The sequence below is a fragment of the Halomonas sp. LES1 genome, assembly GCF_031846005.1.
In the GTDB taxonomy this organism is placed as follows: Bacteria; Pseudomonadota; Gammaproteobacteria; order Pseudomonadales; family Halomonadaceae; genus Halomonas.
The window spans coordinates 128906-154425 of record NZ_JAVRGC010000005.1 but is presented as its reverse complement, the minus strand read 5'-3'; the positions used below and the strand labels follow the sequence as shown (position 1 = coordinate 154425).

Here is a 25520-nt window from a genome sequence, read left to right as displayed (position 1 = left end):
TCGCCGTTCCAGCCACGCAACGCCAAACAATAGCCAATCACCCCCACGCCCTTGCTCCTTGCTCCTTGCTCCTTGGCAGGCCATGTTTCACGTGAAACACTGCGTGCCAACCAACCCAGCGAAAAGGAAACGGTGCCGTGCATACCAGTGATCGCCTGGTGATCCTCGACCGAGATGGCGTGATCAACCAGGACTCTGATGACTATGTGAAATCTCTGGCGGAGTGGATTCCCTACCCCAGCGCCATCGCAGCCATAGCACGCCTGAGCCAGGCCGGTTGGACGGTAGCCGTGGCGACCAACCAGTCGGGCATTTCTCGTGGTTACTACACCGAGGAAACCCTGGCAGAGATGCATGAGGAACTTTGCCGCCGGGTAACCGAGGCCGGTGGCGAGATTGCCCATATCGCCTGGTGCCCTCACGGTCCCGATGACCACTGCTGCTGCCGCAAGCCGCTGCCCGGGCTACTGGAGCAGATTCGCGATGCCCTGCAGCTGCGTGGCCTGGCAGGCAGCTGGATGGTGGGAGACAGCCTGCGCGACCTGCAGGCCGGAGCCCCCATGGGCTGTCGCCCCGTTCTGGTTCGCACTGGCAAGGGTCAGCGCACCCTTGAGCAACACACCGAGCTGGCCGCTCCGGGTAACGATACGCTGATCTTCGACAGCCTGGCCGACTTCGTCGGCTGGCTTCTAGGAGATGGGGGTGACAGTGGACGTGGGAGTGAGAGCGAGGATGGAAATAAGGCGTGAGGCACAAGGGCCCGGCTCAGCCTCCCCACGCCTTGAGGTACAGTGATGAAGAGGCCCGTCATCGATAGCGATGACGGGCCTCTTACAGTCGCCTGATGACGGGCATCAAGGCGATTGGCGGTGTTTCACATGAAACATGTGATCAGACATCGAGATTGGCCACCAGGGCGAAGCGCTCGATGAAGTCCCGGCGCGGCTCCACCTCATCGCCCATCAGGGTATTGAACATCATGTCGGCGCCCACGGCATCCTCGATGGAGACGCGCAGCATACGCCGTGTCTCGGGATTCATGGTGGTCTCCCAGAGCTGCTCGGGGTTCATCTCCCCCAGCCCCTTGTAGCGCTGGATGGAGAGGCCACGCTGGGCTTCATTCATCAGCCACTCGAGGGCAGCGTAGAAGCTCGACACGGAGCGCTTGCGCTCCCCGCGCGCCACATAGGCGCCCTCCTCCAGAAGCCCGTTCAGGGTCTCGCCGAGGCTCGTCATGGCGCGATAGTCGGCGCTGGTAAAGAAGTCGATGCCCCACACATAATCGGTCGCCACGCCATGGGCGGCGATCGTCACCGCCGGAAGGTAGAGGCCTCGCTCACTGTCATCCTCGAGCCGGAAGCTGTAGCGCGGTCCACCTTCATAGGCGAGCTGCGCATCCATCTCGGCCTGCAGACCCTCGATCCAGTTCTGCATGGTGACCCGGTCGCGCAGACTCACCTCGCCGTCGAGTTCCGCGGCATGCACGATCTTGCGCAGCACCTCTTCGGGATAGACCCTCGACAGACGCTCGATGCGACGCATGACATCACGATACTGGTCGACAAGTGCCTCGAGCTGGGCCCCGCTGATCCCTGGCGCATCGGCATTGACATAGAGGCGAGCGCCATCCAGAGCCGTGGTGGTCAGGTAGTCGGTCATCGCCTGCTCATCCTTCAGGTAGAGCTCCTGCTTGCCACGCTTCACCTTGTAGAGCGGTGGCTGGGCAATAAACACATGCCCCCGCTCGATCAGCTGCGACATCTGCCGGAAGAAGAAGGTCAGCAGCAGGGTGCGGATATGCGAGCCATCCACGTCGGCATCGGTCATGATGATGATCGAGTGATAGCGCAGCTTGTCGGGGTTGAACTCCTCACGCCCGATACCACAGCCCAGCGCGGTGATCAGGGTGCCGACCTCTGCCGACGATAGCATCTTGTCGAAGCGCGCCTTCTCGACGTTGAGGATCTTGCCCTTGAGCGGCAGGATGGCCTGGGTACGGCGGTCACGCCCCTGCTTCGCACTGCCACCGGCGGAGTCACCCTCTACCAGAAACAGCTCCGACAGACTCGGGTCCTTCTCCTGGCAGTCGGCCAGCTTGCCTGGCAGGCCGGCGATATCCAGGGCCCCCTTGCGCCGCGTCATGTCCCGCGCCTTGCGTGCCGCTTCACGGGCACGCGCGGCATCGAGCATCTTGTTGACGATCGCCTTGGCTTCGTTGGGCTTCTCGATCAGATACTCGCCAAGCAGACGCGCCATCTCCTGCTCTACCGCCGTCTTGACCTCCGAGGAGACCAGCTTGTCCTTGGTCTGGGAGGAGAACTTGGGGTCCGGCACCTTCACCGAGATGATCGCCGTCAGCCCTTCCCTCGCATCATCACCGGCGGTACTGATCTTCGACTTCTTGAGCAGCCCCTCCGACTCGATATACCCGTTGAGGGTACGCGTCAGTGCCGCGCGGAAGCCTGCCAGATGGGCGCCACCATCCCGTTGCGGAATGTTGTTGGTATAGCAGAAGATGTTCTCGTTGAAGGAGTCGCTCCACTGCATCGCCACCTCTACCCCGATACCGTCCTCGCGGTCGATATTGAAGTGGAAGACAGGGTTGAGGACTGTCTTGTTGGTGTTGAGGTGATCGACAAAGGCCTTGAGGCCGCCTTCATAGTGGAACAACTCCTCCTTGCCGGAGCGCTCATCGATCAGGCGAATGGCCACCCCGGAGTTGAGGAAGGAGAGTTCGCGCAAGCGCTTGGCCAGGATGTCGAAGTGAAACTCGATATTGCCGAAGGTCTCCGACGAGGGACGGAAGTGCACGCGCGTACCGGAGTTTTCCGTCTTCCCCACCACCGACAGTGGCGCCTGGGGCACACCGTGACGATAGAGCTGCTCGTGCACGTTACCGGCACGCCACACCGTTAGGCGAAGCTCCTCGGACAGCGCATTGACCACCGAGATGCCGACGCCATGCAGACCACCGGAAACCTTGTAGGAGTTGTCATCGAACTTGCCGCCGGCATGCAGTACCGTCATGATCACTTCGGCGGCGGATACTCCCTCCTCCTCGTGAATATCCGTCGGAATGCCGCGGCCATTATCGCTCACCGTCACCGACTCATCGGGATGAATAACGACACGAATCTCGCTGCAGTATCCGGCCAGCGCCTCGTCGATGGAGTTGTCCACCAGCTCGAACACCATATGGTGGAGCCCGGTGCCATCATCGGTATCGCCGATATACATGCCGGGACGCTTGCGTACGGCATCGAGCCCCTTGAGAACCTTGATACTCGATGAGTCGTAGGCCTGTTCGCTCATTGACTGCTCCGTCATGAAATCTGTCACTCCAGTGGCAGCAACGTACCGTTCCCGGACGCCGAGCGTTTCACGTGAAACATCTCGACCGGGGTCTCGGCCTGCCACAGATCCGCCAGGGCATCGTGATCGATGGTGGTGATGAACACCTGGCAGCGCATGTTTTCCAGCCAGCGGCAGAACAGTCGCCGATGCGTGTCGTCCAGTTCCGCTGGAAGGTCGTCAATCAGGTAGACGCAGCGGCGTCCCGTACTGGCTTCCAGCAATCGCCCCTGAGCCAGCTTCAGGGCACTGACAACCAGTTTCTGCTGGCCCCTGGACAGGACCTCCACCGCGGGCCGCTTTCCCAGGCGGATCGCCAGGTCGGCTCGCTGAGGCCCCTGCTGGGTAAACCCCATCTGCCGATCGACATCGCGGCCCTGTCGCAACAGTTCGCCCAGCGACTTGCGTCGATCCCAGCCGCGCGAGTAGCGCAACTGAAGATCCTTCAGCGGCAACAGCCCGTTCAGGGTTTCCTCGAAGACCGGGAGGAAGGCCGTGATCCAGGCGGTGCGCATCTCATCGATCCGCTCGCTCCAGTGCACCAGCTCCAGCTCCCAGGCCGCCAGAGAGTCGGGGTCCATTCTACCATGCCTGAGCAGGGCGTTCCGATGTTTCAGCGCCCGCCGAGCGCGTTGCCAGGCCTCCAGGAAGTCATGTTTCACGTGAAACACTCCCCAGTCGAGGAACTCTCGCCGGCCAGCCGGAGAGCCCTCCAGAAGCCGGAAGGCATCGGGATTGATCAGCTGCAGGGGAAGGGTCTCCACCAGTCGCGAGAGCCGACTGACACGCTCCCCTGCAAGGCGAACCTCAAGTTCGTCCTCATTGCGACGGCGCCTGACGCCGAATGGCACAGGGGGGGAGCCGGCGATACGGCCATGGACCATCAGTTCATCACCGCCATGGGCAATGACATGACGCATGTTACGGGTACGGAACGAGCGCCCCATACCCAGAACATGGATACCTTCCAGCAGGCTAGTCTTGCCACTCCCATTCTCGCCAGAAATCAGATTGACTTGGCAATTCGGTTTGAAATCAACAGGTTGAAGATTTCTCAGGCCATGGAAGACGAGATGATCAAGGGGCATAGACATAAAGGGAGAACATGGCGGCCCGGTCGGGCCGCCCTGGGTGGGTCACAGGCGCATCGGCATGACGACGTAGAGAGCGTCCCCACCACCCGGCTCCTCCATCAGCGCACTGCTATTGGAGTCTGCCAGCGTCATCTGGATGCGCTCGTCGTCGATGGCATTGAGCACATCGACCAGATAGCCGACATTGAAGCCGATCTCGAGAGAGTCGCCGCTGTATTCGATCGCGATGTTCTCCTCGGCCTCTTCCTGCTCGGGATTATTGGCCATCACCTTGAGATTGCCCTCCTCGAGGTGAAGTCGCACTCCTCGATACTTCTCGTTGGAGAGAATCGCGGTGCGTGACAGCACCTGCCGCATCTCGGCACGCTCGGCGATGAACACCTTGTCCCCACCGCGGGGAACCACTCGCTCATAGTCGGGGAACTTGCCGTCAACCAGCTTGGAGGTGAAGGTGAAGTCTCCCGTGTGGGCCCGAATATGGCTGGCTCCCAGGGTCAGGCTGACCGGATCCTCACCATCATCGAGCAGGCGCACCAGCTCCAGGATCCCCTTGCGCGGCACGATCAACTTCTGAGGCGACTCCACATGAAGCTCCGCCGGACGCGAACAGACCGCCAGGCGGTGGCCGTCGGTAGCCACCGCGCGGATCAGGTTGTCACGCATCTCGAGGAGCATGCCATTGAGGTAGTAGCGCACATCCTGCTGTGCCATGGCGAAGGAGGTAGCGTCGATCAGGTGCTTGAGCATTCCCCGCGGCAGGCTCAACTCGGTGCTGCCCTGACTGTCCTCGATGCTCGGGAACTCGGCGACCGGCAAGGTAGAGAGGGTGAAGCGCGATCGACCACTACGCAATACGGCGCGCCCATCCTCGAGGGAGAGCTGGATCTCGGCCTGGTCGGGGAGCGACTTGCAGATATCCATCAGCTTTCGGGCTGGCACGGTAACGCCACCAGGCTCATCCACCCGGGTTGCCACGGTGCGACCGATCAGCTCTACCTCCAGGTCGGTGCCGGTCAGAGCGACCTCCTCCTGCCCTACCTGAATCAACACATTGGAAAGTACCGGCAGGGTCTGGCGGCGTTCGACCACGCCTGCCACCAGCGTCAACGGTCGCAGCAGCGCTTCGCGGGAGATGGAAAATTTCATGTCGGCTCCACGTCTTGTCCTGAAGGGGTTGCAGCCGGCAGGGGCCCGGCCAGATGGCATGACGACCATTAAACCACAAGCCGGCAGTATCTCGGAGGGCGAAGCGATCAGCTGGTCAGCAGACGCATGAGGTTCTTGTAGTCCTCACGGATATCGGAGCTCTCCTCCTGAAGTTGCTTCACCTTGCGACAGGCGTGCAGCACCGTGGTGTGATCACGCCCTCCGAAGGCATCACCGATCTCCGGCAGGCTATGATTGGTCAGCTCCTTGGCCAGGGCCATGGCCACCTGTCGAGGGCGTGCCACCGAGCGAGAGCGGCGCTTGGAGAGCAGGTCGGCGAGCTTGATCTTGTAGTACTCGGCCACGGTGCGCTGGATATTGTCGACCCCCACCTGCTTGTCCTGGAGGGCCAGCAGGTCCTTCAGCGATTCGCGGATAAAGTCCTGGGTGATCGGCTTGCCCATGAAGTGGGAGTCGGCGATTACCTTCTTGAGTGCCCCCTCCAGCTCACGCACGTTGGAACGGATCTTCTGGGCGATAAAGAAGGCGGCGTCGTGCGGCAGGTCGACCCTGGCCTGATCGGCCTTCTTCATCAGGATGGCGACACGCGTCTCGAGCTCCGGGGGCTCGATCGCGACCGTCAGCCCCCAGCCGAAGCGGGACTTGAGGCGCTCTTCCACACCGCTGATCTCCTTGGGATAACGATCGGAGGTCAGGATCATCTGCTGCCCGCCCTCGAGCAGGGCGTTGAAGGTATGGAAGAACTCCTCCTGGGAGCGCTCCTTGCCGGCGAAGAACTGGATGTCATCGATCAGCAGGGCGTCGACGCTACGGTAGAAACGCTTGAAATCGTTGATGGCGTTGAGCTGCAGTGCCTTGACCATATCGGCCACGAAGCGCTCGGAATGCAGATAGACGACCCGCGCATTCTCGCGCCGGCCCGCCAGGGCATTGCCTACGGCATGCATCAGGTGGGTCTTGCCCAGGCCCACGCCCCCATAGAGAAACAGCGGGTTATAGGCCCCACCGGGATTCTCCGATACCTGGCGCGAGGCGGCCCGAGCCAGCTGGTTCGACTTGCCCTCGACAAAGGTCTCGAAGGTGAAGTTGGGATTGAGGCCACTGGTGTGCTTGAGACTCCCCTCCACCTGGACCTGACGCTCCCCTCCTGGTCGTCGGGCCGACGGCGCGTCGTCTCGGGATGTCTGAATCTCGGCCTCGTCGGCCACCTCACCCCGGGGTCGCGTATGGACCGCCGGAGCTGCCGGCTGCCGCGGCGTCGCCGACACGGGCGTGCCGAGCTCCCGCGGTTGTGGCCGAGGCGTGGCACGCCGGCTTCCCACGCTCAGGACCACCTTGGGCGGCCGCGCCGGGGAGAGCTCGCGCAGCAGTTCGGTGATCCGCTTGGCAAACTTGTCGCTGACCCAGTCACGCACGAAGCGATTGGGGGCCAACAGGCACAGCTCTCCCCCTTCGCCCTCCTCTACCTGAAGCGGGCGAATCCAGGTGTTGAACTGCTGCGAGCTCAACTCATCCTGCAGGGTATCCAGACACTGTTGCCAGAGAGCCAGCGACACGCGACGTCACCACCTTGTCGTAAAACGGCCGGGCATTGTATCGCCACAACACTCGGTTATCCACACCCCGAGGCACCTTGACACACCCTGTGGAAAACAGGCGTATGGTGTGATGACGCCTTCTGGATTGAGCTGTGGGCAACCCAGCGCTGTGGAGAAGACCCATTTTCATCCACAGGATCTCCGCGAGGAGGGCACCGTTTTTCCCGCCATTATCCACATATTTTATTGCAGCCCAACTAATTGTCATAATTGATATAAAACCAGTTATCCACAAACAGCTTCCCCAGTATTAATAACAAGGCATTACAAGATATAAACATTATTGTTATTGATGCCGCGCAAGCCCGCTACGTACTTGAATCCCCCCTGGCTGCCGAGATCCCACACCACCCAGCACGATCGCCCACCACGCCTGCCTTGACGAAGAGTGCAATTAGCACACGGAAAAATTGCACCGCTCGGGGGAAAACACTACAATTTCCGGTCTTGAGCCGAATACGTCCGGGTTCCCAGCGGGAATCCAGACGCCTCGAAAACGACGAATCGTCCTGAAAACCACGTGGGAATAACGAGTTATGAAACGCACCTTTCAGCCCAGTGTCCTGAAGCGCAAGCGCATGCATGGTTTCCGTGCCCGGATGGCCACCAAGAACGGTCGTGCCGTACTGGCGCGTCGTCGCGCCAAGGGTCGCAAGCGCCTGAGCGCCTGATCACGGACCCTGCGTGCCCTGCCAAACGTTTCCCCGCCGTCTGCGCCTGCTGACGGCAGGGGATTACCGTCAGGTCTTCGATAACGCTGCCTTTAAGGTACATGGTAAAGGGCTGATGGCACTCGCCTCGCCCAACGATCTGGGACACCCCCGTATCGGCCTTGTGATCAGCAAGAAGAGCATGCGCCGCGCCGTGGACCGCAATCGTGTCAAGCGGCTGGTGCGCGAATCGATCCGGTTCCAGCAACATCGGCTACCTGCCGTCGACATCGTGATACTGTCACGTCGCGGAGTCGGCGAACTGGACAATGAGACCCTGCACCGGCAGCTGTTCGGAATGTGGCGAAGGCTGACCCGCGACGCCAAGAAATCGTTCGCAACACAGCCATCACCGAGCATCGAGCCACTCTCATCGGATCGGAGCCCGCAGGATCATGAGCGCACCCCTTCTCGAGGCAGGACTTGACGCTGCCGGGGCTACCCTAGAAAGTCCGTGTTCGGAATACAGCCTGCCCTTGGCAGGCTTTTGTCTATCTCGGGCGGCTGAATCGCCTTCCGCCCCTGGCAAGTTCACTACCCACTGGGCAGAACCCTCATGGACGTAAAACGACTCCTATTGCTGATTCCACTGGCGGTGCTCGCCTATCTGATCGTCGTTCAGTGGAATCAGGACTACGGCCAGATGGCCGCTGAGCCGCAGGCTCCCTCCTTCGCCAGCAGCCAGCCCCAAAGCACCGGCTCCCAGGCCGAAAGTGCCGAGGAAGGCCTGGCAGCCCCCACGGCGAACGGTGGCGATCGCATGACGGAGGCGATGCCTGGCGAGAACGCGACAGCGTCCAGCCGGGACCTGGTTGCCGTGATGACCGATGTGCTGGACCTGCGTATCGATCCCCAGGGCGGTGACATCGTCTATGCGGCGCTGCCTCAGCATAAGTTGACCCTCGACTCGGACCGCTCCTATGTGATGCTCTCCGATGGCGAGACGCGCAGCTATGTGGCACGTTCCGGGCTTCAGCTGGATGGCCAGTCTGGGCGCATCGCCTACGCTCCCGAGCAGACCGAGTATCGCCTGGCCGAAGGAGACAGCCGCCTCGAGGTGGACCTCAATGGTGAGGTCAACGGCATCGAGGTCATCAAGCGATTCACCTTCGAGCGCAACAGCTATGCGGTGGATGTCGAATACTTCCTGGCCAACCACACCGAGTCTCCTGTCTCCGCTCGCTTCATCGGCCAGCTGGCCCGCGACAACAGCAGCGACCCCTCCAGTGGCCCCAAGATGGGCATGCGCTCCTATCTGGGCGCGGCCTACTCCACGCCTGAGGATCGTTACCTGAAGGTCGACTTCGAGGAGATCCAGGAGGGCAAGTTCGAGAACCGCGAAGCCGAGGGCGGCTGGGTAGCGATCATCCAGCACTACTTCGTCAGCGCCTGGGCCCCGCCGCAGAACCAACAGAACCTCTTCTACGCCACCACCGACTCCCGCGGTCGTAATGTGGCCGCCTTCGCCGGCCCGGTGACGGAACTGGCGGCCAATGGCGAAACACGCCTCGGCGCCACCCTCTATGTGGGCCCCAAGGTGCAGGACTACATGGAAGCGGTGGCACCCAACCTCAAGCTGACCGTCGATTTCGGCTGGCTGTGGTTTATCGCCAACCCGCTGTTCTGGTTGCTCGACAAGATTCATGACGTCATCGGCAACTGGGGCTGGTCCATCGTGCTGTTGACCATCCTGGTCAAGACCGCCCTGTGGCCGCTCTCCGCCAAGGCTTACAAGTCCATGGCCCGCATGCGCAAACTGGGCCCGGAGATGCAGCGCCTCAAGGAACAGTATGGCGACGACCGCCAGAAGATGTCCCAGGAGATGATGAAGTTCTACCAGAAGGAGAAGATCAATCCTCTGGGTGGCTGTCTGCCGATTCTGGTGCAGATGCCGGTATTCATCGCACTCTACTGGATGCTGCTGGAGTCCGTGGAACTGCGTCACGCGCCCTTCATGTTCTGGATTCAGGATCTCTCGGTGAAGGATCCGCTGTTTATCCTGCCGATCCTGATGGGTGCCTCCATGTTCGTGCAGCAGATGCTCAACCCGACGCCGCCGGACCCCATGCAGGCGAAGATCATGCGCATGCTGCCCATCGTCTTCACCTTCTTCTTCCTGTGGTTCCCGGCCGGTCTGGTTATCTACTGGGTGGTGAACAACATCATCTCCATCGCCCAGCAGTACGTGATCACTCGCAAGATCGAGAACGACCCAAGCGTCGGCAAGGGCATGAAGACCAAGTAACCGCTCATTCCCGAGCCACTCCCCGGACCCCCGCCTCATGCGGGGGTCTGGCGTTTCAGGGAAGGCGCAACGACAATGCCTGCATCACGCATAGGAGACCCCCATGGCCCCGCTTCACGACCAGGACACCATCGCCGCACTGGCCACGCCGCCGGGACGCGGCGGCGTCGGCATCATCCGGGTCTCAGGCCCGCTCTGTGCAATGATCGCCAAGGCGGTGGTGGGCCACTCCCCCGCACCTCGTCACGCGCACTATGGACCCTTTCGAGGCGGCGGCGGCGTGATCGATGAAGGCATCGCGCTCTTCTTCCCCGGGCCACACTCCTTCACCGGGGAGGATGTCCTCGAGCTGCAGGGGCATGGTGGTCCGGTGATCATGGATCTGCTGCTCGGCCGCTGCCTCGAGCTGGGGGCCCGCCCCGCCCGTCCGGGGGAGTTCTCCGAGCGCGCCTTCCTCAACGACAAGCTCGACCTCGCCCAGGCCGAGGCGATCGCCGACCTGATCGATGCCAGCTCCCAGGCCGCGGCGGAAAATGCCTTGCGCTCCCTGCAGGGGGACTTCTCCAGGCGTGTCGAGGGCCTGGTGGAGCGTCTGATCGAGCTGCGCATCTATGTGGAGGCGGCCATCGACTTCCCCGAAGAGGAGATCGACTTCCTGGGTGACGGCCGGGTGGCGGCGATGCTCGCCGAGGTAAAGGCGGAGCTGGCCATGGTGCGTGCCGCCGCCGGCCAGGGCGCACTGATGCGTGAGGGCATGAACGTGGTGATCGCCGGCCGGCCCAATGCCGGCAAGTCGAGCCTGCTCAATGCCCTGACCGAGCAGGAGACGGCCATCGTCACCGATATAGCCGGCACCACTCGGGACGTGCTGCGCGAGCATATCCATATCGACGGCATGCCGCTGCATGTGATCGACACCGCCGGCCTGCGCGACACGCCGGACGCCGTGGAGCGGATCGGTGTGGCTCGCGCCTGGGCGGAGATCGAGAAGGCCGACCGGGTGCTGCTGCTGGTCGATGCCGCGGCCACCGACGCTACCGACCCGATGGCCATCTGGCCGGAGTTCGTGGCCCGGCTACCCGATCCTTCTCGGCTGACCCTGGTACGCAACAAGATCGACGCCAGCGAAGAGCGCCCGGGGCTCGACTTGTCCACACCCACTCCCATCGTGAAGCTCTCGGCGAAGACCACGGAGGGTGTGGATAACCTGAAGGCGCATCTCAAGGAGGTGATGGGCTTCAACGCCACGGCGGAGGGACGCTTCTCGGCCCGTCGGCGCCACCTCGATGCCCTGGACCGTGCCGAGGAGGCACTGGAGAACGGAGAAGCCCAGCTCACCGGCCACGGCGCCGGCGAGCTGCTCGCCGAGGACCTGCGTGATGCCCAGCAGGCGCTGGGCCAGATCACCGGTGAGTTCAGCGCCGATGATCTGCTCGGCGAGATTTTCGGTAGCTTCTGTATCGGCAAGTAGATAAGCATGCGAGAGCTTCGACGGCTTCTGTATCGGCAAGTAGATAAGCATGCGAGATCTTCGGCAGCTTCTGGATCGACCAGAAGCGTTCACTTGCGAAAGAAGTGCGTCTTGTCGAACAGCTCGTCCAGTCGCTCGTAGCGATCACGGACCTCCGGCCATCGCTGCTCCTGGACCGCGGCGATCATCGCCTCGAGCAGCAGCAGGGTGGAGACGCTGGAGTCCCACCCGGAAGGAATCTCCACCCAGCAGTTGAAGGTCACATCGGCCACACTCGAGATCGGTGATCCCCACTGGTCGGTACACAGCACGATGGCCACGCCACGCTGGCCGACCAGCTCGGCCAGGCGCAGCAGGTTGGTCTCGTAACGGCGGATATCGAAGATCAGCAGGGTATCCCCGGGCTGCATGTCGAGCACGTAATGGGGCCAGGTACCCGAGGAGTCGCTCAGATGAGTGACTCGAGGGCGAACCGCCTGCAGATGGGTGAAGGCGTAGTCGGCCAGGGCATGAGTGATGCGTCCACCGACGATATAGAGCTGATGCTCGGCATCGGCCATTCGGTGAACCGCCCGATCGAACTGCTCCAGCTCTATCTGGGCGAAGGTCTGCTCAAGGTTATGGCGAACCGCATGGGTGAAGCGGTTCAACAGGTGCGTCTCGGGCGCCTCGGTGAGCCAGCTGTTGCGCCGCTGGGTCGGGCCCACCCCGCGGGCCTCCAGCTCCTCGAGCAGCGCCTGATGAAACTGAGGATAGCCCTTGAAACCAAGCTTCTTGACCATTCGCGCCACGGTCGGCGAGGAGACCCCTGCGTTGCCGGCGACGCTGGTAATCGAGGCGAGCCCCGCCGCCGGGTAGTTCTCCAGCAGGGTATTGGCCAGCTTGCGCTCGGACTGGGTCAGTACCGAGTAGTGCTGGCGGATAAGCTCACGCACGGTAGCCTTGAGGGTCGTCAAGCATCACCTGTCTGTGGCACGCCATGGCGGTGTGAACGGCGCTTCTGAAGAAATCTTGACATGCTGATCAACTCCCGTCTATATCTTTACAAGACCGTGGAGGAAGCACGATGTCAACAACAACAACGTCAACAACAGTGACATCCCCGAGCGTAGAGCTGCACAACCCTGCCGGCATGGGGCCGGTGATATTATTGTGCGAACACGCATCGCATCATATCCCCACGCCCTATCACGAACTGGGTCTCGCCCCCCGTCACCGCTACAGCCATGCGGCCTGGGACCCAGGAGCCCGCGAGCTGGCCCTGCGGCTCTCACAGGCGCTGGATGCGCCCCTGGTGGCCAGCCGTGTGTCGCGACTGGTGTATGACTGCAATCGCCCGCCCGAGGCGGCCAGCGCCATGCCCGAGCGCTCCGAGATCATCGAGGTCCCGGGCAATCGTCGGCTGACACCTGCCCAGCGCCAAGCCCGTATCGAGTCCGTCTACCTTCCCTTCTGCGCCAGCGTGACCCGGGTCATCGAGTCTCGCACCGAGCAACACCATCCCACCGCGCTGGTCACCGTGCACAGCTTCACCCCCGACTACCACGGCCGACGAAGGGCGGTGGAGATCGGTGTGCTCCACGACGCCGACAGCCGCCTGGCCGATGCCATGCTGGTCCAGGCACCACGTCTGGCGCACCGCAAGGTAGAGCGCAACGCGCCCTACGGGCCCGAAGACGGCGTGACCCACTCGCTGAAGTTGCATGGCATCGGCCATGGGCTGCCCAACGTGATGCTCGAGATCCGCAACGACCTGCTGGCCACCCCCGAGGCCATCCACACCCTGGCCGACGAGCTGCTGCAACTGCTCGAACCGGCTCTGGTGGCACTGGGGTTGATCCGCCCCGGCCCGAAAGGATCCCCCCATGCCTAGCCTGATCCGTGGCTATATCCGTGCCATCGACGCTCTCAACCGCGTCATCGGACGGGCCGCCATGTACCTGATCTTCGTGCTGATCGGCGTGCTGCTGTGGTCGTCGACCTCCAAGGTGTTCCTGACTCCCTCGATGTGGACGCTCGAGACCGCCCAGTTCGTCATGGTGGCCTACTTCGTGCTGGGTGGCCCCTACTCGATCCAGCTGGGTTCGAACGTTCGCATGGATCTGTTCTACGGCGACTGGAGCCTGAAGACCAAGGCCTGGGTCGATGCCTTCACGGTGTGCTTTCTGCTCTTCTATCTGGGGGTGCTGCTGTATGGCGGACTGGTATCGACCGCCTACTCGCTGGGTTACTTCGGCAGCGAACCCTTCGCCTTCCTGTTCAACCTGGGATGGACCTTCCTGACCCAGGGCTCCTCGGCAGCGGGGGAGATGATCGGCTTCCTGGAGCGCAGCCCCACCGCCTGGCGGCCGTGGCTCTGGCCGATCAAGACCCTGCTGTGCATCGGGATTTTTCTGATGATTCTTCAATCCCTTGCCGAATTTTTCCGGGATATCGGCCGGCTTCGCGGAGTGGACATCTGATGTCGTACGAGATGATCGCCATCGTCATGTTCAGCTCGATGATGCTGATGCTGATGACCGGACAGCGGGTATTCGGCGCCATCGGCTTCGTCGGCGCCCTGGCCGGCGTGCTCCTCTGGGGCACGGGAGGGGTGGATATTCCCTTCTCCTCGGCCATGAAGCTGATGAAGTGGTACCCGCTACTGACCCTGCCGATGTTCGTCTTCATGGGCTATGTGCTGTCGGAAAGCCGCATCGCCGACGATCTGTATCGGATGTTTCATGTCTGGATGGGCCCGGTAAGGGGAGGCCTGGCCATCGGGACCATCGGCCTGATGGTGCTGATCTCGGCCATGAACGGGCTTTCGGTGGCGGGCATGGCCATTGGCGCCACCATCGCCCTGCCCGAACTGCTGCGACGTGGCTACGACAAGATCATGGTCACCGGGGTCATACAGGCAGGCTCGAGCCTGGGGATTCTCGTGCCACCCTCCGTGGTGCTGGTGCTCTACGCCATGATCGCCCGTCAGCCGGTGGGCCAGCTATGGCTGGCCGGGGTGCTGCCGGGGCTGATGATGGCGACGCTGTTTATCCTCTACATCTACTTTCGCTGTCGCCTGCAGCCCGAGCTGGGACCGGTGCTGCCCGCCGAGGAGCGCGATGTGCCCATGGCGGAAAAGCTGCGCCTGCTGCGCGCGGGCGTGCTGCCGCTGGTGATCTTCGCGGTGATGATGGTGCCCTTCGTCAAGGGCTGGACCTCGCTGGTCGAAAGCTCGGCGGTGGGGGCCACGGCGGCCCTGCTGGCGGCCATCCTCAAGGGACGCATGACGCGCCGGGTATTCGAGGTATCGGTGCGCCAGACCCTGGCGATCTCCTGCATGTTCATGTGGATCATCCTCGCCGCCCTGGCCTTCGGCGCCATCTTCGATGGGCTGGGTGCGGTCAAGGCGATCGAGAGCCTGTTCACGGAGAAGCTGGGACTATCGCCATGGCTGATCCTGATCCTGATGCAGCTCAGCTTCATCGTGATGGGAACCTTCCTCGACGACACCGCCATGCTGGTGATCGTGGCGCCGCTTTATGTGCCGCTGGTCGATGCGCTGGGCTTCGATCTGATCTGGTACGGCGTGCTCTACACCATCACCACCCAGATCGCCTACATGACCCCGCCATTCGGCTACAACCTGTTCCTGATGCGCGCCATGGCCCCTCCCGAGATCGGCCTGCGCGACATCTATCGTTCGATCATCCCCTTCGTGTTCGTGATGACCGTGGCCCTGAGCCTGGTGATGCTGTTCCCACAGATCGCCCTGTGGCTGCCCGGCTATGTCTATGGCCACTAGACATATCAATGACATCGACTTGGCGTTGGCTTCGGGTCTCATCGCCATGAAAGGGGCTCTCAGGGAGGAGCGCCAAGAGCGTAAAACCAGGAAAAGACGAGCGTTATCAACAGTGTTATGAAATAGCAGGAGAGCGACACAATGACAACAAGACGCAAGTTTCTGATCACCGCCGCCGCCGGAGCCGCCATGGCACCGCTGGCCAGCCGCGTCATGGCGCAGTCCCAGGACGAGCCCACCATCAAGTGGCGCATGCAGACCTACGCCGGCGCCGCACTGGCCGAGCACGTCGCCAAGCCGGCCATCGACCTGTTCAACCGCATCGCCGGAGACCGCATGCAGATCGAGCTGTTCTACGCCGATCAGCTGGTGCCTACCGGCGAGCTGTTCCGTGCCCTGCAGCGCGGCACCATCGACGCGGTGCAGTCTGACGACGACTCCATGGCCTCACCCACGGAGGTGACCGTGTTCGGCGGCTACTTCCCCTTCGGGTCGCGCTATAGCCTGGATGTCCCGGTGCTGTTCAACCAGTACGGACTCAAGGAGATCTGGGAGGAGGAGTACGCCAAGGTCGGCGTCAAGCACGTCAGCGCCGGCGCCTGGGACCCCTGCCATTTCGTCACCAAGGAGCCGATTCGCAGCCTCAAGGATCTCGAGGGCAAGCGTATCTTCACCTTCCCCACCGCCGGGCGCTTCCTGTCACAGTTCGGTGTGGTACCGGTGACGCTCCCCTGGGAGGACATCGAGGTGGCCGTGCAGACCGGCGAGCTGGACGGTATCGCCTGGTCCGGTATCACCGAGGACTACACGGTGGGCTGGGCCGATGTCACCAACTACTTCCTGACCAACAACATCTCGGGGGCCTGGATTGGCCACTTCTTCGTCAATATGGAGCGCTGGAATGCGCTGCCCGAGGATCTTCGGCTGCTGTTCGAGGTGTGCTGCGAGCAGTCTCACTATTATCGCCAGCACTGGTACTGGGGCGGTGAGGCCAGGCTGCGGGTGCATGGCGACAAGCTCGAACTCACCTCCATCCCCGATGCCGAGTGGGATCAGGTGGAGAATGCCGCCCAGGAGTTCTGGGACGAAATCGCCGCCCAGTCGGAGACCAAGGCCAAGGTGGTCGAGATCTTCAAGCAGTACAACGCCGACATGCGCAAGGCCGGCCGTCCCTACCGCTACACCGACGCCTGAGCTATCACACCCCCGGCTACGCCGGGCTCAAAGCCCACCGCGCCCCGACACCGTCGGGACGCGGCACGGCGACCCCATAAGGAGCCATGGAAATGAACAGTGCAGTGACGCTGGATGCCCTGGAAGACCTAGCGGATCGGGTCAAAAACGGTGAGGTGGACACGGTGCTGGCGTGTTTCGTCGATATGCAGGGCCGCCTGATGGGCAAGCGGCTGCATGCGCACCACTTCATCGACGGAGGCTGGCGGGAGACTCACTGCTGCAACTATCTGCTGGCCACCGATCTGGAGATGGAGACCCCGGATGGCTATGCCAGCACCTCCTGGCAGGCCGGGTACGGCGACTACATCATGCGCCCCGATCTGACCACGCTACGCCCCCTGCCCTGGCTCGAGGGCACGGTGCTGGTGCTGTGTGACGTGCTGGATCACCACACCCACGAGCCCGTGCCCCATTCACCCCGAGCGATGCTGAAGCGCCAGCTGGCACGTCTGAGTGATCTGGGACTGAGCGCGATGATGGCCACCGAGCTGGAATTCTTCCTGTTCGAGAAGAGCTTCGATGAGATCCGCCGGGGGGACTTCCGCGACCTGCAGCCGATCAGTGGCTACAACGAGGACTACCATATCTTCCAGACCAGCAAGGAGGAGCATGTGATGCGTCCGGTGCGCAATCATCTCCACGCCGCCGGGATACCCATCGAGGGGACCAAGGGGGAAGCCGGCAGGGGTCAGGAAGAGCTCAATATTCGCTACGCACCGGCGCTCGATACCGCCGACTATCACACCATCGCCAAGCACGCGATCAAGGAGATCGCCTGGCAGCAGGGTCGCGCGGTGACCTTTCTGCCCAAGTGGCACCACGCTCATTCGGGCAGCTCCAGCCATATTCATCAGTCATTGTTTCGAGATGGATCGTCCGCCTTCTTCGATGAGGATGACGACCTGGGCATGTCGCAACTGATGAAGCACTACCTGGCCGGACTGCTGCACTACGCCACCGATACCACCTACTTCCTGGCGCCCTACGTCAACAGCTACAAGCGTTTCCAGAAGGGCTCCTTCGCCCCGACGCGCACGGTGTGGTCGGTGGATAACCGCACCGCCGGCTTCCGCCTCTGTGCAGCGGGTACCGAGGCGGTACGGGTGGAAAACCGCATCGGCGGCTCCGACCTGAACCCCTACCTGGCCATGGCGGCCCAGCTGGCCGCCGGCATTCGCGGGATCACCGAGGAGCTGGCGCTATCGCCGCCGGCCAAGGGCGACACCTACAGCGGCGACAGTGGCTTGATTCCGCAGAATCTGCGCGATGCCAGGGATGCTCTCGCAGGCTCCACGATGCTGCGCGAGTCATTGGGCGACGATGTGGTCGATCACTACGTGCGCGCCGCCGAGGTCGAGCTGGAAGCGTTCGACCAGGTGGTGACCCAGTTCGAGGTGGCACGCGGCTTCGAGCGTGCCTGAGAGAGTCACTGCTACAACGATTTCAGCCTATCGGAGAGGATAATGGGCCAGACACTGCAATGCATCTCACCAATCGACGGCACGGTCTATGCCGAACGCCTGACGCTGTCACCCGACGCCGCCCGACAGGCGGCACGACAGGCGCGTCAGGCCCAGCTCGAGTGGGCGGCACGTCCGCTGCAGGAGCGTATCGACCGCGTCCTGGGTGGCATCACCGCGGTGGGTGAGATGAACGACGTTATCGTTCCCGAGCTGGCCCGGATGATGGGGCGGCCGGTGCGCTACGGGGGCGAGTTCGGCGGCTTCGAGGAGCGCGGCCGACACATGGCTTCCATCGCCCAGGAGGCGCTGGCCGATATCAGGGTCGGCGACGACCCCGGCCTCAAGCGCTATATCAAGCGTGTCCCTCACGGCGTGGTGCTGGTGGTCGCGCCCTGGAACTACCCCTACATGACCGCCATCAACAGCGTCGCCCCGGCACTGATCGCCGGCAACAGCGTGCTCCTCAAGCACGCCACCCAGACCCTGCTGGTGGGTGAGCGCATGGCTCAGGCGTTCCACGCAGCAGGGGTGCCCGAGGCGGTGTTCCAGAACGTCTTCCTCGATCACGCCACCACTTCGACGCTGATCGCCGAGGGGAGCTTCGATTTCATCAACTTTACCGGCTCGGTGAACGCCGGCCGCACCCTGGAGCAAGCGGCGGCAGGCACCTTTACCGGCATGGCCCTGGAGCTGGGGGGCAAGGACCCGGGCTATGTGATGGAGGACGCCGACCTCGACGCCGCCGTCGCCACCCTGATCGACGCCGCGATGTTCAACTCCGGCCAGTGCTGCTGCGGCATCGAGCGCATCTACGTGCACGAAAGCCTCTTCGACGCCTTTGTCGAGAAAGCCGTGGCACTCGTCGAGGGCTACCGGCTGGGCAACCCGCTGGAAGAGACCACCGATATCGGACCCATGGCCCATGTGCGCTTCGCCGCCGAGGTACGTGCCCAGATCGATGAGGCGGTCGCTGCCGGCGCCACGGCGCATATCGCCACAAAACCCCAGGACGACGGCGGTGCCTACCTCACGCCGCAGATCCTGACCGACGTAACCCACGACATGCGGGTGATGCGCGACGAGAGCTTCGGTCCGGTGGTGGGCATCATGCCCGTCGCCGATGATGCCGAGGCGATTCGTCTGATGAATGACAGCCCCTTCGGGCTGACCGCGAGCCTATGGACCACCGACGCCGCACGTGCCCGGCATATCGGCGACCAGCTCCAGACCGGCACCGTGTTCATGAACCGCGCCGACTACCTCGACCCTGCGCTGTGCTGGACCGGCTGCAAGGATACCGGCCGCGGCGGCTCACTCTCGGTCATCGGCTACCACAACCTGACCCGCCCCAAGTCCTACTACCTCCAGGCGCCATCGGGCTAACCGATACCAGGCATCGAACACGCCCCGAACGGGGCAACGCTTACTATCCGAGGAAGGTAACAACATGACGCTGACGGGAAACTGGTCCTACCCCACCGCCATCCGCTTCGGCGCAGGGCGGATTGGCGAACTACCCGAGGCCTGTGCCCAGGCCGGCATCCGCCGCCCCCTGTTGGTAACCGACAGGGAGCTGGCCACCCTGCCCATCACTCAAGCCACGCTGGATATCCTCGAGGCGGCCGGCCTCGGACGCGCGCTGTTCGCCGAAGTCGACCCCAATCCCAATGACACCAACCTGGCGGCCGGAGTGGAGGCGTACCGGGACGGCAACCATGACGGTGTCATTGCCTTTGGAGGGGGGTCCGGGCTCGACCTGGGCAAGATGGTAGCCTTCATGGCCGGCCAGACGCGCCCGGTGTGGGACTTCGAGGATATCGATGACTGGTGGACCCGTGCCGACGCCGAGGCGATCGCCCCCATCGTCGCGGTGCCTACCACCGCCGGAACCGGCTCGGAGGTAGGGCGGGCCAGCGTGATCACCAACTCCCTAACTCACGAGAAGAAGATCATCTTCCATCCCAGGGTGCTGCCCTCGGTGGTGATCTGCGACCCCGAGCTCACCGTCGGCATGCCGAAGCCGATCACAGCCGGTACCGGCCTGGATGCCTTTGCACACTGCGTCGAGGCATTCTCCAGCCCCCACTATCACCCCATGAGCCAGGGCATCGCCCTCGAGGGCATGCGTCTGGTCAAGGAGTATCTGCCGCGCGCCTATGCCGATGGCGGCGACATCGAGGCCCGCGGCCAGATGATGAGCGCGGCGATGATGGGCTCCACCGCCTTTCAGAAAGGCCTGGGGGCCATCCATGCGATGAGTCATCCCATCGGGGCGCTGTTCAATAGCCACCATGGCACCACCAATGCCATCTGCATGCCGGCGGTACTCGATCTCAACGCCGAGGCGATCCGCGAGCGCTTCGACATGGCCGCTGCCTACCTGGGCATCGAAGGCGGTTTCGATGGCTTCCGCACCTTTGTACAGACGCTCAACGACCGGCTGGGCATTCCCCGTACCCTCTCCGAGATAGGAGTGACCGAGGATCGCATCGACGAGCTGACCCGCATGGCCCTTCAGGACCCCAGCTGCGGAGGTAACCCCATCGTGCTGACCCAGGACAATCTCGAGGCACTGTTCAGGCGCTGCCTGTAATCCCTTCGACTCTCTGCCCGCTACTCGCCCACCCACCAGTCGGCCTGGTAGCGGGCCTCTCGCGACAGCAGCGGTGCCACCCGCGCCATGGCCCCGGCCAGGCGCTTATCGAGCCCCCAGGGCGGATTGATCACCAGCATGCCGCTGCCATACATGCCGCGCTCGCCCTCCCTGGGGGCATGCTGCAGGAACTCGCTGCGCCATACCTTGCGCAGGCCATGCGCCTTCACCGCCTCGAGCAGCTCATGGTGGCGCCCCGCCGGCAGCAGCGGGTACCACACCAGCACCACGGCATGACGCGCCTTGTGCAGGGTCGTCGACAGCGTATCGGCCACCTCGACATACTCCTGCTTGCGCTCGTAACTGGGGTCGATCAGCACACAGAGACGCGGCGTCTTCACCGGCAAGCGCTCCACGAGCCCCTTCAAGCCATCGCCGTGGATCGTGCGAACGGCGCCCCCCAGCACCTGGTCCGCCAGGTGATCATGCTCCCCGGGATGCAGCTCGAAGAGCAGCTGACGATCCTGGGAGCGCCGGCGCTGGCTCATCCACCAGGGCGACCCTGGGTAATGGCTCAACCGTGACGGATCCGACTGTACCTCGGCCAGTGCCACCAGCCAGTCATGCAGAAGCCCATCCGTCGAAAGCGACTCACGGGACTCCCATAGCGGCAGAACCCCCTGATGGTACTCATGCAGCCGAGCCGTCTCCTCCGCGGCCAGGGGATAGAGGCCTCGGCCGGCGTGAGTATCAATAAACGTAACAGGTGATTCTTTACGTAATAAATGATCGATGACCCCGTACAGGGTCAAGTGTTTATGAACGTCGGCGAAGTTGCCGGCATGATAGGCGTGCTGATAGGAGAGCATGGAGCGGGTCCGCGAATCGGCCAGAAAGAGAAAGGGCTCGCCACACCAGTGACGAGCCCGAAGGGTTACCGCTCGCTGTCGCGGTAGCGCTTACTCGAAGCGACTCTGGATGGGAGAGAGGGTAATCTCGACCCGACGGTTCTGGGCACGCCCCTGCTCGGTGTTGTTGTTGGCCACCGGCTGGTTCTCGCCATAGCCGGTCATGTTGAGACGACCGCTCGCCACACCGGCCTGGGAGAGGTAGTTGCCGACGGCCTGGGCACGACGCTCGGAGAGGCGCTGGTTATAACCGGCATCGCCTGTGCTGTCGGTATGCCCACCGATATTGACGCGGGTGTCGTCATACTGGGTCAGCACCCTGGCCACATCATTGAGGGCATTACGCGCATTGGAGGTCAGTTCGCTGGAGTCGAAGCCGAAGGTGACCTCGCTGGGCATGTTCAGCACGATATCGTCACCGCGACGGTCGACACCAATGCCGGTGCCCTGGGTGCTCTGGCGAAGCTGCTGCTCCTGACGATCCATGTAGGCACCGACACCGGCACCCGCGGCGGCGCCCACGGCGGCACCCACCAGGGCACGATCGCGACGGCTGGTGCTGCCGTCACCGCTCAGGGCACCGGCGGCGGCCCCCACCACGGCGCCGATGGCGGCACCGGTCCCCGTCTGGTTGCGGTTGGTCTGACCGCTATAGGGATCCGTAGTGGCACAACCCGCCAGCAGAACGGCGGCTGCCAGCGGGGCAACAAGGCGGAATGGCTTGGTCATCGTGATTATCTCCTTGGTTCGGTGGCCCGGTCGATCATCCATGGGGCCATTGAGGGCAAAGGTTGCGATGAGCCTTTACACGGGCGGCATCGTCACTGCTCGTCGATCGATGCCAGCAATTCATTCAAGAATAGTAGACCTCGCGGGGTAGCTTGAAGCCTGTGGCCGGCTTCCATCAACAATCCTTTTTCACGGGCGGTCGCGAGACGTTCGGCCAGCACGGCTTCCGGTAGGCCGGTGGACTCACGCCAGAGCGCCATCGGCACCCCCTCGGGGAGTCGCAGGACATTCATGGCGAACTCCAGCGGCAGATCGGCCTCGCCGACGCGATGCGCATCGGCAACGAAGCCGCGCGGGTCATGCCGCCGGCGCAGATAGGCCTCGGGCTGACGACTCTTCCAGCGGCGTTCGATACGCAAGCCGCCCTCCTCGCCGGGTAGGCTCAACTTGCCATGGGCGCCGGCCCCGATGCCCAGGTAGTCACCGAACCGCCAGTAGTTGAGATTATGCCGCGATCGATAGCCCTCTCTCGCATAGGCCGAGATCTCGTAACGGTGATAACCCGAAGCCTCGAGACGCTCATGGCCCCGATCCTGGATCTCCCACAGCGCTTCCTCCTCGGGCAGAGCCGGCGGATAGCGGTAGAACTCCGTATTGGGTTCCAGGGTGAGCTGATACCAGGAGAGATGCTCGGGTCCCAGCGCCTGGGCACGCTCAAGATCCTGCAGCGCCTGTTCGGGGGTCTGGCCCGGCAACCCATGCATCAGATCGACATTGAGGTTGTCGAAACCGGCCTCGCGGGCTTCGGCAAAGGCGGCCTCGGCGTCATCACCACTGTGGATGCGGCCCAGTGCCTCGAGCTGCGCCGCCTGGAAGCTCTGGATACCCAGCGACAGGCGGTTGATGCCCACCTCTCGGTAGCCGGCGAAGCGACCGCGCTCTAGGGTGCCGGGATTGGCCTCGAGGGTGATCTCGATATCGCGGGCCAGGGGCAGCCGCTCGGAAACCCCCGTCAGCAGGCGACGATAGAAGCCTGAAGAGAGCAGACTCGGGGTGCCGCCGCCGATAAAGAGGCTGACCAGCTCGCGCTCCCCCGCCAGCGGCAGGTCGGCGTCCAGATCGGCGAGCAAGGCCTCGAGATAGGCCTCCTCGGGCAGCCCGGCATCGCGGCCGACCCCATGCGAGTTGAAGTCGCAGTAGGGGCACTTGCGCACACACCAGGGCACGTGGACATAGAGGGCCAAGGGCGGAAGCACCGGGGACGGAAATGCCATCAGCGGCTCCCGTCGACTCGGCGGAACGGCTCGACCAGAGCCTGCAACGCCCGCCCCCGGTGACTCAAGCGGTTCTTCTCCGCCGCCGACAGCTCGGCGGCACTCATGCCCTGATCGGGCAGCCAGAACAGCGGATCATAACCGAAGCCACCCTCGCCACGCGGATGGGCGAGGATCTGCCCCTCCCAGCTACACTGCACGATCAGCGGCACCGGGTCCTCGGGATGGCGAAGGTACACGAGTACACACCAGTAGCGTGCATCGCGGGCCCCTTCGGGAACCTCGGCCAGCGCCTCGAGCAGCTTCGCATTGTTGCGCGCATCGCTCTTCGGTTCGCCGGCATAGCGGGCCGAATAGATACCGGGTGCCCCCTCGAGGGCGTCGACCTCGAGGCCCGAATCATCGGCCAGCGCCGGCAGGCCACTGACACGACTGGCCTCACGCGCCTTCAATAGAGCGTTTTCGACGAAGGTCAGGCCGCTCTCCTCCACCTCGGCGACGGCAAAGTCCGACTGTGGGAATACCTGGCAGCCCAGCGGCCCCAGCAGCTGGGCGAATTCACGCAGCTTGCCGGCATTACCGCTGGCAAGCACCAGACGAGCGGGAGTGATCATGACATTTCTCTCAGGCAAGCTTCACGTGCTCCTCGATCAACCCCAGCAGGGTATCGGCGGCATTGTCCGCGGTGGTATCGAGATGGACCAGATGCAGACGCTCCTCGTCGCCGAACGGCTCGAATCGCCGCTGCTGCCGCGCCAGTACCGCCAGGCTCTCCTCGACGGCGCCCCCCTGGCGCGTGGCCCGTTTCTCGATGCGCCGCCTCAGGGTGGCATCATCGGCCTCGAAGCTGACCAGCAGACAGGGAAGGCCACGCGCCTCGGCCTGCTGACGCAGCTGATCGCGCTGGGCACGCGTCAGACAGGTGGCATCCACGCAGGCGGGAATGCCGGCATCGAGCAGAAAGCCGGCACAGGCGGCAAGCCGCCGATAGGTCGCCGCGGTGGCCGCCTCGCCGAAGATATCCACAGCCGTCTGGCCGGGATCGCCCTGTGGATGGCCTGAACCCTCCTCGGGCTGTGCGAGTCGCTGGCGTTCCGCCTCCGAGCTGACACGAATCGCACCGAGGCCGGTCACCAGCCCACGGGTAAAACGGCTCTTGCCGCTGCCCGAGACGCCCACGGCGATCACCAGTGGAGGGAAGCGGAACTCCGCGATCCGCTCGGCAAGGGCCAGGTAGCGACGGCACTCGGCCATGCTTTCGGCCAGCAGGGCGGAGTTTTCCGAATCGACACCATCCGCGAGTCGACGTCGCAGGGCGCGTCGTGCCGACGTCAGGGCATGACAGGTTCCGAACAGCGACAGCAGACGGGCGAGTTCATAGTCCCCCGACCGACGCAGATAGCGATCCAGCGCCAGCCGCGTCAGCTCCGGGGTCTCGCGGCCCTCCAGGCCCACCAGCAGCGCCGCCAGGTCGCTGGCCGGATCGTCGGCGAGATCGGCCCCCGGCACCTCCAGGTCACGTCCGATGGCGTTGACCAGCAGCGGTCGACCGGCGTGACACAGGCGGCTTTCGGGATGGTGCAGCGCCCAGCTCGGCACCCGACGGTGGGCACGCGCCTCGAGGATGGGCGTCAGCCGCACCAGATCCTGCTCCAGCCACTCTCCCAGCTGATCGAGTCGCTTACGCTCCCCTTCATCCCACAGAGCCCCGCGAATCTCCGCCAGCTCGGCCTTCATGGCCAGCGTCAATGGCCGACCGGCCTCCTGCGCCGCGGCGGCGTCGGATATCGCATCGCGATGATGGGCCACCAGCGCATCGATAAGCGATTCCAGCTCAAGACTTTCGCCACTGCCGGCCTTGTCGGCGTCCAGGGTATGACGCATGGGGGTTCTCCCG

22 protein-coding genes are annotated in these 25520 nt (G+C 63.3%); 12 read left to right on the top strand and 10 right to left on the bottom strand.

Features of this window, described 5'->3' with window-relative positions:
* The first annotated feature begins 137 nt into the window (after positions 1-137).
* Positions 138-749 (top strand): D-glycero-beta-D-manno-heptose 1,7-bisphosphate 7-phosphatase, encoded by a 612-nt coding sequence (gene gmhB / locus RM463_RS12455; RefSeq protein ID WP_195688696.1) that lies wholly within the window; start codon positions 138-140, stop codon positions 747-749.
* Positions 750-891: 142 nt separating this feature from the next.
* On the opposite strand, the gene gyrB is transcribed toward gmhB, so the two are convergent.
* The 4 genes from gyrB to dnaA form a co-directional block, all read right to left on the bottom strand.
* Entirely contained in the window at positions 892-3312 is a 2421-nt protein-coding gene (gene gyrB / locus RM463_RS12450) for a DNA topoisomerase (ATP-hydrolyzing) subunit B (protein ID WP_195688878.1), read from the bottom strand.
* A gap of 23 nt (positions 3313-3335) precedes the next feature.
* Positions 3336-4439: a DNA replication/repair protein RecF gene (gene recF, locus RM463_RS12445; RefSeq protein ID WP_311430226.1), complete on the bottom strand. Its 1104-nt coding sequence runs from the start codon at positions 4437-4439 to the stop codon at positions 3336-3338.
* A gap of 48 nt (positions 4440-4487) precedes the next feature.
* Entirely contained in the window at positions 4488-5591 is a 1104-nt protein-coding gene (gene dnaN / locus RM463_RS12440) for a DNA polymerase III subunit beta (RefSeq protein ID WP_195688695.1), read from the bottom strand.
* A 107-nt stretch (positions 5592-5698) separates the two neighbouring features.
* Positions 5699-7168, bottom strand: a complete 1470-nt coding sequence (dnaA, locus tag RM463_RS12435; RefSeq protein WP_195688694.1) for a chromosomal replication initiator protein DnaA — start codon at positions 7166-7168, stop codon at positions 5699-5701.
* Positions 7169-7746: 578 nt separating this feature from the next.
* On the opposite strand from dnaA, the gene rpmH reads away from it, so the two are divergent.
* The 4 genes from rpmH (at position 7747) to mnmE (ending at position 11636) form a co-directional block, all read left to right on the top strand.
* On the top strand, positions 7747-7881 hold the full coding sequence (gene rpmH / locus RM463_RS12430) for a 50S ribosomal protein L34 (protein ID WP_027960517.1): 135 nt from the start codon (positions 7747-7749) through the stop codon (positions 7879-7881).
* Positions 7882-7894: 13 nt separating this feature from the next.
* The gene (rnpA, locus tag RM463_RS12425; protein ID WP_195688693.1) at positions 7895-8347 is read left to right on the top strand and encodes a ribonuclease P protein component; all 453 of its coding nucleotides are present in this window, start codon (positions 7895-7897) and stop codon (positions 8345-8347) included.
* Between the two features lie 129 nt (positions 8348-8476).
* Complete coding sequence (gene yidC / locus RM463_RS12420; protein WP_311430187.1) at positions 8477-10165, top strand: membrane protein insertase YidC; 1689 nt, start codon at positions 8477-8479, stop codon at positions 10163-10165.
* A 103-nt stretch (positions 10166-10268) separates the two neighbouring features.
* Positions 10269-11636: a tRNA uridine-5-carboxymethylaminomethyl(34) synthesis GTPase MnmE gene (gene mnmE, locus RM463_RS12415; protein ID WP_195688691.1), complete on the top strand. Its 1368-nt coding sequence runs from the start codon at positions 10269-10271 to the stop codon at positions 11634-11636.
* A gap of 89 nt (positions 11637-11725) precedes the next feature.
* On the opposite strand, the gene RM463_RS12410 is transcribed toward mnmE, so the two are convergent.
* A complete protein-coding gene (locus tag RM463_RS12410) occupies positions 11726-12592 on the bottom strand; it encodes a MurR/RpiR family transcriptional regulator (protein ID WP_195688690.1) in 867 nt (288 codons plus the stop codon).
* A 110-nt stretch (positions 12593-12702) separates the two neighbouring features.
* Between RM463_RS12410 and RM463_RS12405 the strand changes: the two genes are divergently transcribed.
* From RM463_RS12405 to RM463_RS12375, 7 genes are all read left to right on the top strand, one after another.
* Positions 12703-13509: an N-formylglutamate amidohydrolase gene (locus RM463_RS12405; protein WP_195688689.1), complete on the top strand. Its 807-nt coding sequence runs from the start codon at positions 12703-12705 to the stop codon at positions 13507-13509.
* On the top strand, positions 13502-14098 hold the full coding sequence (locus tag RM463_RS12400; RefSeq protein WP_195688688.1) for a TRAP transporter small permease subunit: 597 nt from the start codon (positions 13502-13504) through the stop codon (positions 14096-14098). Before RM463_RS12405 ends, RM463_RS12400 begins: the two co-directional genes overlap by 8 nt.
* On the top strand, positions 14098-15420 hold the full coding sequence (locus RM463_RS12395) for a TRAP transporter large permease subunit (protein ID WP_195688687.1): 1323 nt from the start codon (positions 14098-14100) through the stop codon (positions 15418-15420). The genes RM463_RS12400 and RM463_RS12395 overlap by 1 nt, the downstream gene beginning before the upstream one ends.
* Positions 15421-15561: 141 nt before the next feature.
* Complete coding sequence (locus RM463_RS12390; RefSeq protein WP_195688686.1) at positions 15562-16614, top strand: TRAP transporter substrate-binding protein; 1053 nt, start codon at positions 15562-15564, stop codon at positions 16612-16614.
* Between the two features lie 92 nt (positions 16615-16706).
* Positions 16707-18077, top strand: a complete 1371-nt coding sequence (locus RM463_RS12385) for a glutamine synthetase family protein (protein ID WP_311430186.1) — start codon at positions 16707-16709, stop codon at positions 18075-18077.
* Between the two features lie 42 nt (positions 18078-18119).
* Positions 18120-19502, top strand: a complete 1383-nt coding sequence (locus tag RM463_RS12380) for an aldehyde dehydrogenase family protein (RefSeq protein ID WP_195688684.1) — start codon at positions 18120-18122, stop codon at positions 19500-19502.
* 64 nt (positions 19503-19566) lie between these two features.
* Entirely contained in the window at positions 19567-20712 is a 1146-nt protein-coding gene (locus RM463_RS12375; protein WP_311430185.1) for an iron-containing alcohol dehydrogenase, read from the top strand.
* 20 nt (positions 20713-20732) lie between these two features.
* On the opposite strand, the gene RM463_RS12370 is transcribed toward RM463_RS12375, so the two are convergent.
* The 5 genes from RM463_RS12370 to RM463_RS12350 all read right to left on the bottom strand — a co-directional run bounded on the left by RM463_RS12370 (position 20733) and on the right by RM463_RS12350 (position 25507).
* Positions 20733-21581 (bottom strand): 23S rRNA (adenine(2030)-N(6))-methyltransferase RlmJ, encoded by an 849-nt coding sequence (locus RM463_RS12370; protein WP_195688682.1) that lies wholly within the window; start codon positions 21579-21581, stop codon positions 20733-20735.
* A 90-nt stretch (positions 21582-21671) separates the two neighbouring features.
* Positions 21672-22349: an OmpA family protein gene (locus tag RM463_RS12365; protein ID WP_195688681.1), complete on the bottom strand. Its 678-nt coding sequence runs from the start codon at positions 22347-22349 to the stop codon at positions 21672-21674.
* Positions 22350-22441: 92 nt separating this feature from the next.
* Positions 22442-23623, bottom strand: a complete 1182-nt coding sequence (hemW, locus tag RM463_RS12360; RefSeq protein ID WP_195688680.1) for a radical SAM family heme chaperone HemW — start codon at positions 23621-23623, stop codon at positions 22442-22444.
* On the bottom strand, positions 23623-24237 hold the full coding sequence (rdgB, locus tag RM463_RS12355; RefSeq protein WP_195688679.1) for an RdgB/HAM1 family non-canonical purine NTP pyrophosphatase: 615 nt from the start codon (positions 24235-24237) through the stop codon (positions 23623-23625). The genes hemW and rdgB overlap by 1 nt, the downstream gene beginning before the upstream one ends.
* A gap of 10 nt (positions 24238-24247) precedes the next feature.
* A complete protein-coding gene (locus RM463_RS12350) occupies positions 24248-25507 on the bottom strand; it encodes a bifunctional aminoglycoside phosphotransferase/ATP-binding protein (RefSeq protein ID WP_195688678.1) in 1260 nt (419 codons plus the stop codon).
* Positions 25508-25520: the final 13 nt, after the last annotated feature.